This is a genomic window from uncultured Arenimonas sp. (assembly GCF_963976025.1).
Taxonomy (GTDB): Bacteria; Pseudomonadota; Gammaproteobacteria; order Xanthomonadales; family Xanthomonadaceae; genus Arenimonas.
Genome location: NZ_CAXBJS010000115.1, coordinates 1 through 8,340 on the forward strand (window position 1 = coordinate 1; position 8,340 = coordinate 8,340).

The window sequence follows — 8,340 nt, forward strand, 5'->3', positions numbered from 1 at the left end:
TGGCGACCCCCGGGCGAAACGTGCTGCGACGCTGCGCTACTACCGCGCCGAAGTGCACCTTAGCGAAGGTGGCCAGGACTACGACGTGATGGGCTGGTCAAGCGGCGCGCTCATCAACGACGTGCTTGACCAGTACGAACGCCACCTGCACTTCCTGAGCGGCCAGCGCGCCTAGTCAGTCGTCCTGCGCCGCCGCTTCCCTGCCCTGCTGCCGGATCACGGCTTCCTGGCGGGCGTCCTCGATCGACATCAGCACGGCGTCAAGGTCGGCATCGTGCTCACTGAAGGTGAACGCCCCGGTGAGTTCGGTCTCCGGGCCCAGTTCGCCCTTTTCGAACAGCGCCCACATCTCTTCGCCGTAGTGCAGGTTCACGAGATCGGGGGCGAACCGGGCCAGGGCGGTGCGCAGGCGGTTCACGTCGCGCAGCAGCATGGTCCGCGCATTGTTGTTGCCGGCGGCGCTGACCGCCTGGGGCAGGTCGATGATGACCGGGCCCTGGGGATCCACCAGCACGTTGTATTCCGAGAGGTCGCCATGGATGACGCCGACGCAGAGCATGCGCACGACCTGGCGCACCAGGAACCGGAAGTATTCGCGCGCCTGTTCGGCATCAAGCTCGACCTCTCCCAGGCGCGGGGCGCTATGGCCCTCGCTGTCGGCGATCAGCTCCATCATCAGCACGCCGTTGAAATAGCCCAGGGGCCGCGGCACGCGCACGTTCGCCGCCGACAGCTGGTAGAGCGCATCCACTTCGGTGTTCTTCCAGGCGGACTCCAGTTCCTTCTTGCCGAACTTGCTGCCCTTGTCCATGGCACGCGCCTGGCGGCTGCCACGGACCTTGCGGCCTTCCTGGTACAACGATCGTGCCTGGAAGCTGCGCTGCCCCAGGTCCTTGTAGACCTTTGCGCACAGGATCTCGTCGCCCCTGCGGACGACGAAAACGGAGGCTTCCTTGCCACTCTTGAGCTGGCGCAGCACGGCGTGGACCACGCCGTCGTCAACCAGGGCCTGCAGCCCGGCGGGAGTCTTCATTGCACAGCTCCGCCGGTCGGCCGGGTCAGGAGGCGTAAGGGTCCTGGAGCACGATCGTGGACTCGCGGCCCGGACCGGTGCTGACGATGGCCAGCGGGCAGCCGGCGAGTTCCTCGAGCGCACGCAGGTAGGCGCGGGCCGCGGGCGGCAGCTTGTCCCAGTCGGTGACGCCGGCGGTGGACTCGTCCCAGCCCGGGAATTCCAGGTACACCGGCGTGCACTCGTCCCAGCCGGCGGCGTCGAGCGGCGCGTATTCGGTGCGCTTGCCGCGGTATTCGTAGGCGATGCAGATCTTGAGCTTTTCCATCCCATCCAGGATGTCGAGCTTGGTGATGCACAGGCCGGTGATGCCGTTGATGGCGACCGCACGCTTGAGCGCGACGATGTCCATCCAGCCGCAGCGGCGCGGGCGGCCGGTGGTGGCGCCGTATTCCTGGCCGCGGTCGCGGATGCCCTGGCCGACCTCGTCATGCAGCTCGGTCGGGAACGGGCCGCCGCCGACGCGCGTGGCATAAGCCTTGGCGATGCCCAGCACGTAGTCGATGGCGTCGGCGCCAACGCCGGTGCCGGCCATGGCGCCGCCGACGGTGGTGTTGGACGAGGTGACGAAGGGATAGGTGCCGTGGTCGATGTCGAGCAGGGAGCCCTGCGCGCCTTCGAACATCACCCGCTTACCCTGCTTGCGCAGCTCGTGAAGGATGCCGGCGACGTCGGCCTTCATCGGGTCGACGTACTTGCCGAATTCCAGGGCGTCGTCGAGGGTCTTCTGGAAGTCCACCGCTTCGACGCCCAGGTATTTGGTCAGCACGAAGTTGTGGTAATCCATGGTCTCGCGCAGCTTGTCGGCGAGTTCCTTGGGGTAGTTGAGGTCGGCGACGCGGATGCCGCGGCGCGCCACCTTGTCTTCGTAGGCCGGGCCGATGCCGCGGCCGGTGGTGCCGATGGCCTTGCCACCGGCGGCCTTTTCGCGCGCCTGGTCCAGGGCGATGTGGTACGGCATGATCAGCGGCGTCGCCGGGCTGATCTTCAGGCGCGAACGCACTTCGACGCCGTTTTCCTCGAGCTGGGCGATTTCCTTCTGCAGGGCCGCCGGGCTGAGCACCACGCCGTTGCCGATCAGGCACAGCGCGCCTTCGCGCAGGATGCCCGAGGGGATCAGGTGAAGAACGGTCTTCTTGCCCTTGATCACCAGCGTGTGGCCGGCGTTGTGGCCGCCCTGGAAACGCACGACCGCGCCGATTTCCTCGGTGAGCAGGTCGACGATCTTGCCCTTGCCCTCGTCGCCCCACTGGGCACCCAACACCACGACCGACTGACCCATGACCTGCACTCCGAATAAGGATTGGCGACGGGGCGACGGTATCGGGCCGCTTGCCAGGGCCCAGACACGGAAAAAGCCGGAGGTCGCCCCGGCTTTGGGAAATTATCCGCGTTTTATCCGGCCGGGGCTAGCCCGGCCCGGAGGGCCCCTGGCCCGGGCCGGGATTCAGGCCCGGACCCACTGCAGGGCCAGCAGGCCCAGGCCGATCATCACGGCCCCGGCGATGCGCAGGGGCCGGTCGCCCATCTCCATCAGCTGGGCGACGGCCCGCTTCCAGGCGCCCGGGGCCGCGAACAGCAGCAGCCCCTCCAGCACCAGGACCAGGCACAGTGCCGCCCAGAGGTCAGGCATGGCTCAGCGCCCGCTGTTTTCCATGTAACGCAGGAACTCGGAGTCCGGGTCCAGCACCAGCACCGTCTGGCCGTCGGCCATGGCGTTGCGGTACAGCTCGAGGCTGCGATAGAAGGCGTAGAACTCCGGGTCGCCGCCATAGGCCGCCGCGGCGATCTCGGCGGCGCGGGCGTCGCCTTCACCGCGCAGCTTCTGGGCGTCGCGCTCGGCTTCGGCCACGGTGACCACGCGCTGGCGGTCGGCTTCCGAACGGATGGTTTCGCTCAGCTCCACGCCTTCGGCGCGCAGCTGGTTGGCCACCTGGGTGCGCTCGGTGCGCATGCGGCTGTAGACGGTGGTCAGGATGTTGCTGTCGTCGGGCAGGTTGATGCGCTTGATGCGCACGTCCACCACTTCCACGCCCAGTGAACTGGCGCTTTCGTTGACCTTCTCGAGGAAGGCGCCGGACAGCTCGGCACGGCCCGCCGACACCACTTCCTGCAGCGTGCGCTGGTTGATTTCGTTGCGCAGGGCGTTCTTGACGATCGGGGTCAGGCGCTGGCGCGCGGCTTCCTCGCTGCCGCCGCTGGCGGCGCGGTAGTAGGTGGCCACGTCCTGGATGCGCCACTTGACGAAGAAGTCGACGCTGACGTCCTTCTTTTCGGACGTCAGGTAACGTTCGGGCTGGTCGTCGAGCGAGAGGATGCGCTGGTCGAACTTGCGCACTTCTTCCACCAGCGGCCACTTGAAGTGCAGGCCGGGCTGGATGTCGGCGCGCACCACGCGGCCAAGGTTGAGCACGATGGCCGTCTGGCTTTCGTTGACGACGTAGATCGAGCCCATGGCCGCCAGCAGCGCGGCGATGACGGCGAAGATGATCACGGTGAAACGATTCATGTCAGCGGCCTCCCTGGCGGCGGGTGTCGCGGGCTTCGGGCTCGGGCTCCGACGCCGCCTGGGTCGCCGGCAGGCGCAGCACCGGCGCTTCGGTCGGGATGCGGGTGCGGTTGGTTTCGCCCCCCAGCGGCAGGTACAGGATGTTGTCCTCGCCGGCGATCACCTTCGGATTGGCCGACAGCACTTCCTGCATGGTTTCCAGGTACAGGCGCTTGCGGGTGACTTCCGGCGCCTGGCGGTATTCGTTCACCAGAAGCGTGAAGCGTTCGGCATCACCCTCGGCGCGCGCGATGGCCTGGGCGCGGTAACCCTCGGCCTCGGTGCGCATGCGCGCGGCGACACCGCGGGCTTCCGGCACCACCTTGCTGGCATAGGCGCGGGCTTCGTTCTGGATGCGGTCCTTGTCCTCGCGGGCAGCGATGGCATCGTCGAAGGCCTGCTTCACTTCTTCCGGCGGACGCGCGTCCTGCAGGTTGAAATTGATGACGGTCAGGCCGGTCTGGTAGAAGTTCAGCGACTCCTGCAGGCGCTCCTGCGCCGCGATCACCAGCTGGGCGCGGTCGAACAGCACCGTGTCCATGGTGTTGCGGCCGACCACTTCGCGCACGGCGCTTTCGGCCGAATCCTTGAGCGTCTGCTCGGGATTGACCGAGCCGAACAGGAAGGTGCGCGGGTCGGTACGGCTGAACTGCACGTTGAACTTGATGTCGATCAGGTTCTCGTCCTGGGTCAGCACGCGCACCTGGTCGGTCATTTCAACCACTTCGGTGGCCGGCACGACGTAAACGGACTCGATGGGCCAGGGCCACTTGAAGTTCGGGCCCGGCATCATGATGCGGTTGAACTCGCCGAAGCGCAGCACGACGCCGCGCTGGCGTTCGTCCATCAGCTTGAAGCTGTTGAACACCAGCCAGATGCCGAACAGTCCGATCACCCAGGGCACCGGATTGAAGCCGCCGGACGAATTCGAGCCGCGGCCGCGGTTGCCACCGCCGCCACCACCGAACATGCCCTTGAGGCGGTTCACGAAGGCTTCGACCTCGTTGCCGGGGTCCTTGCCTTTCCAGGGATCTTGATTGCCTTTTCCAGGCTGGTTCCAGGCCATTGCTTGCTCGCGCATCAGTTGGTCTCGGGATTGTAGGTAGGGGCGGCGGGGGCCACAAGCAAGAGGGCGGACAACAATTCGCCTCCGGGCTCGGCCGCCAGGCGTTCGGCGACGGCGCGCGGCAGGTCGAGTTCGAGCCGCCAGCCGGCCTCGTCGCTTGACTCCGCCTTCACGGCGCCGACTTCGTGAAGACGGGCACGCAGACGGCCCTGGGCGGGCCCCAGGGCCAGTTCGCCGGCCACGCGGCGGTCCAGGAAGCGGTCGGTCAGCAGGTCGCGCAGGCCGTCGAGGCCTTCACCGGTTTTGGCCGACAGCCAGACCCGTTCACGGCCTTCGACCTCCGGATCGCGCCGGGGCACGGCGCCTTCGATGCGGTCTATCTTGTTGAAAACCAGCACCTGGGGGATGTCGCCGGCGCCGATTTCGGCCAGAACCGCATCCACCTGGCCGATGCGCTCGTCGCGAAGTTCGTCGGCGGCGTCCACCACGTGCAGCAGCAGGTCGGCGTCGCGGGCCTCGGAAAGCGTCGAGCGGAAGGCCGCGACCAGTTCATGCGGCAGGTCGCGCACGAAGCCGACCGTATCCGACAGCACCAGCGGCGCCACGCCCTCGATCCGGCGCGTGGTCGGGTCGAGCGTGGCGAACAGGCGGTCGTCGGCGTAAACGCCGGAATTGGTCAGGATGTTGAAGAGCGTGGACTTGCCGGCATTGGTGTAGCCGACCAGGGCCACGCGCGGGATGTCGTTGCGCAGGCGCGCCCGGCGCATCTGGGTGCGCTGCACTTCGACCTTGTCCAGGCGCGCGCGCACCGATTCGAGCTTCTTCTGCAGCATGCGCTTGTCGAGCTCGAGCTGGGTTTCGCCCGGGCCGCGCAGGCCGATGGCGCCACCGCGCTGGCGTTCGAGATGGGTCCAGCCGCGCACAAGGCGCGTGGCCCAGTGCTTGAGCTGGGCCAGTTCGACCTGCAGCTTGCCTTCGTGGCTGGCCGCGCGCTGGGCGAAGATGTCGAGGATCAGTCCGGTGCGGTCGACGACACGGCGCTTGAGCACGCGTTCGAGGTTGCGTTCCTGGGCCGGCGACAGCAGTTCGTTCACCAGCACCAGGTCGGCTTCGGTGGCCTCGCAGGCCGATTTCACTTCCTCGAGCTTGCCGGTGCCGATGTAATACGCCGGATTCGGCCGCTCCACGCGCGCCGGCACGACGCCGACCACGGTGGCACCGGCCGAGTGGGCCAGTTCGGTGAATTCCTCGAGGCGGGACGGGTCCTGCATGCCCGGCGGGTGCGGCTGCACCAGCAGGGCGCGTTCGCCCTTGCGGGCACGCTCAAACATCAGAGGTCACGTGGATCAATCTTCCGGGCCTGCTTCGTCTTCGTCGTCATTGCCGGGCGCAGCCTGGGCGCCGCCCGGTCCGATGCGCACGTTGCGCGCCGGAACGACGGTGGAGATGGCGTGCTTGTAGACCATCTGGCTGACCGTATTGCGCAGCAGAACCACGAACTGGTCGAAACTTTCGATCGTGCCCTGCAGCTTGATGCCGTTGACCAGGTAGATCGAAACAGGGATGCGCTCGCGGCGCAGTGCGTTCAGGAAGGGATCCTGGAGGGATTGGCCTTTGGACATCTTTGGACTCCGTCTTCTTATTGTGGCGCGCCAGCTGGGCGCGATTTGCGGCCAAAGGGTCCGGGGCCGCGAATGCCCGGAAGTCTAGCAGCTAGAGCCCGGCCGGGCGGTCCAGGAAGGCCGCCAGGCGCTGGTCCGCGAGGGCGCGTTCAGCCTGTGGATCCACCCACAGGGCTTCGGTGCGCGCGCGCAGCCAGGTGAGCTGTCGCTTGGCCAGCTGCCGGGTGGCGGCGATGGCCTGCTCCCTGAACGTGGGGGCATCCGTGTGCCCTTCAAGGTGTGCCCAGGCCTGCCGGTAACCCACCGCGCGCATGGACGGCAGGTCGGGATGAAGGCGCGGGTCGGCGCGCAGGCGCCGCACTTCGTCCAGGAAACCCTGTTCGAGCATCTGGTCGAAGCGTTTTTCGATGCGCGCATGCAGTACGGCGCGGTCCGCGGGCGCCAGCACCAGGCGCAGCACCCGGAACGGGAACCGCCGGCGCTCGCCCGCCTGCTGCCAGTCGCTGATCGGCCGGCCGCTGAGCCGCCAGACCTCCAGGGCGCGGGTGATCCTCTGGCTGTCGCCGGGTTTGATTCTTACGCCGGCCGCCGGATCCGTGGCCGCCATCTGCGCATGCAGCGCCGGCCAGCCCTGTTCGGCCGCCTCGGCGATGATGCCGGCGCGGACCCCGGGGTCGGCTTCGGGCAGCTCCGACAGGCCGTCGAGCAAGGCGCTGAAATACAGGCCGGTGCCGCCGACCAGCAATGGCACCCGGCCCCGTTCGGCCAGGGCCAGCATCGGCGGCAGCGCTTCGCGGGCGAAATCGGCGGCCGAGAACACTTCATGCGGGTCGCGCACGTCCACCAGGTGGTGAGGCGCCAGGGCCAGCGTGGCGGCATCGGGCTTGGCCGAGCCGATGTCCAGGCCGCGGTAGACCAGCGCCGAATCGACGCTGATCACCTCGGTGTCCAGCTGCCGGCACCAGTCCACCGCAAGCGCCGTCTTGCCCGAGGCCGTGGGCCCCATCAGGGCAACGGCCAGCGGGCGGGTGTCGCGCATCGCTCAGTCCTCGCTGCGTCGCAGTTCGGCGTGCACGGCGTCGAACTGGCCCAGCATCGCCGGCGACGGCGCGCTGCCGAAGCGGCTGACCAGCACGATCGCCAGCGTCGCCAGCGCCACGCCCGGCACCATTTCGTACAGGCCGGTGTCGAGCTGCTTCCAGCCGATCACCACCAGCGCGCCGACGATCATGCCGGCCAGGGCGCCGTTGCGGGTGATGCCCTTCCAGAACAACGACAGCACCACGACGGGGCCGAAGGCCGCGCCGAAGCCGGCCCAGGCGTAGCTGACCAGGCCCAGCACGCGGCTGTCGGGATCGGCCGCCAGCCAGATCGCCAGCATCGCCACCGCCAGCACCGCGAAGCGGCCGACCCAGACCAGCTCCTTGTGGCCGGCCTTGGGCCGCAGGAAGCCCTTGTAGAAGTCTTCGGTGATCGCGCTCGAGCAGACCAGCAGCTGGCAGCTGAGCGTGCTCATCACCGCCGCCAGGATGGCCGAAAGCAGGATGCCGGCGACCCAGGGGTTGAACAGCAGGGTCGAGAGTTCGATGAAGACGCGCTCGGGGTTGTCGGCCACGGCGCCGGCGCGGGCCGGGTTGGCCTCGAACCAGGCGATGCCGAAGAAACCCACGCCCATGGCGCCGGCCAGGCACAGGATCATCCAGGTCATGGCGATGCGGCGCGCGGGCTTGATGGTGCGTATCGACTCAGCCGCCATGAAACGCGCCAGGATGTGCGGCTGGCCCACGTAACCCAGGCCCCAGGCCAGCAGCGAGACCACGCCCAGCACGGTGGCGCCCTTGAAGAACTGCAGGTTGGCCGGATCGACCTGCTCGACCAGCGCAACGGCGCTTTCGGGGCCGCCGAGCTTGAGCACCACGAAGATGGGCGTGAGGATCAGCGCGAAGAACATCAGCGTCGCCTGCACCGTGTCGGTCCAGCTGACGGCCAGGAAGCCGCCGACGAAGGTATAGAGGATGGTCGCCGCGGCGCC

The 8,340-nt window shown here is 67.9% G+C and carries 9 protein-coding genes; all 9 read right to left on the reverse strand.

The window, feature by feature from the left end; all coding sequences use genetic code 11:
* Nucleotides 1-175: 175 nt before the first annotated feature.
* Entirely contained in the window at nucleotides 176-1,033 is an 858-nt protein-coding gene (locus tag AACZ35_RS09755) for a PA4780 family RIO1-like protein kinase (RefSeq protein WP_339828597.1), read from the reverse strand.
* A 25-nt stretch (nucleotides 1,034-1,058) separates the two neighbouring features.
* Nucleotides 1,059-2,354 (reverse strand): adenylosuccinate synthase, encoded by a 1,296-nt coding sequence (locus AACZ35_RS09760; RefSeq protein WP_339828598.1) that lies wholly within the window; start codon nucleotides 2,352-2,354, stop codon nucleotides 1,059-1,061.
* Between the two features lie 165 nt (nucleotides 2,355-2,519).
* On the reverse strand, nucleotides 2,520-2,705 hold the full coding sequence (locus AACZ35_RS09765; RefSeq protein WP_339828600.1) for a DUF2065 family protein: 186 nt from the start codon (nucleotides 2,703-2,705) through the stop codon (nucleotides 2,520-2,522).
* Between the two features lie 3 nt (nucleotides 2,706-2,708).
* Complete coding sequence (gene hflC, locus AACZ35_RS09770) at nucleotides 2,709-3,581, reverse strand: protease modulator HflC (protein ID WP_339828603.1); 873 nt, start codon at nucleotides 3,579-3,581, stop codon at nucleotides 2,709-2,711.
* 1 nt (nucleotide 3,582) lies between these two features.
* Nucleotides 3,583-4,701, reverse strand: coding sequence for an FtsH protease activity modulator HflK (hflK, locus tag AACZ35_RS09775; RefSeq protein WP_339828605.1), 1,119 nt, complete (start codon nucleotides 4,699-4,701; stop codon nucleotides 3,583-3,585).
* A complete protein-coding gene (hflX, locus tag AACZ35_RS09780) occupies nucleotides 4,701-6,017 on the reverse strand; it encodes a ribosome rescue GTPase HflX (RefSeq protein WP_339828608.1) in 1,317 nt (438 codons plus the stop codon). The genes hflK and hflX overlap by 1 nt, the downstream gene beginning before the upstream one ends.
* Before the next feature lie 15 nt (nucleotides 6,018-6,032).
* Complete coding sequence (gene hfq / locus AACZ35_RS09785) at nucleotides 6,033-6,308, reverse strand: RNA chaperone Hfq (protein WP_339828611.1); 276 nt, start codon at nucleotides 6,306-6,308, stop codon at nucleotides 6,033-6,035.
* A 91-nt stretch (nucleotides 6,309-6,399) separates the two neighbouring features.
* Nucleotides 6,400-7,347 carry a tRNA (adenosine(37)-N6)-dimethylallyltransferase MiaA gene (miaA, locus tag AACZ35_RS09790; protein ID WP_339828613.1) on the reverse strand — a complete coding sequence of 316 codons (948 nt, stop codon included), beginning with the start codon at nucleotides 7,345-7,347 and terminating at the stop codon, nucleotides 6,400-6,402.
* Between the two features lie 3 nt (nucleotides 7,348-7,350).
* A partial coding sequence (locus AACZ35_RS09795; RefSeq protein WP_339828615.1) for a sodium/solute symporter occupies nucleotides 7,351-8,340 on the reverse strand: 990 nt, incomplete at its 5' end.

Excerpts from the sequence above, each read along its gene's own strand:
- AACZ35_RS09755 (WP_339828597.1), bottom strand. The coding sequence starts at position 1,033 with ATGAAGACTCCCGCCGGGCTGCAGGCCCTGGTTGACGACGGCGTGGTC.
- AACZ35_RS09760 (WP_339828598.1), bottom strand. The coding sequence starts at position 2,354 with ATGGGTCAGTCGGTCGTGGTGTTGGGTGCCCAGTGGGGCGACGAGGGC.
- AACZ35_RS09765 (WP_339828600.1), bottom strand. The coding sequence starts at position 2,705 with ATGCCTGACCTCTGGGCGGCACTGTGCCTGGTCCTGGTGCTGGAGGGG.
- hflC (WP_339828603.1), bottom strand. The coding sequence starts at position 3,581 with ATGAATCGTTTCACCGTGATCATCTTCGCCGTCATCGCCGCGCTGCTG.
- hflK (WP_339828605.1), bottom strand. The coding sequence starts at position 4,701 with ATGCGCGAGCAAGCAATGGCCTGGAACCAGCCTGGAAAAGGCAATCAA.
- hflX (WP_339828608.1), bottom strand. The coding sequence starts at position 6,017 with ATGTTTGAGCGTGCCCGCAAGGGCGAACGCGCCCTGCTGGTGCAGCCG.
- hfq (WP_339828611.1), bottom strand. The coding sequence starts at position 6,308 with ATGTCCAAAGGCCAATCCCTCCAGGATCCCTTCCTGAACGCACTGCGC.
- miaA (WP_339828613.1), bottom strand. The coding sequence starts at position 7,347 with ATGCGCGACACCCGCCCGCTGGCCGTTGCCCTGATGGGGCCCACGGCC.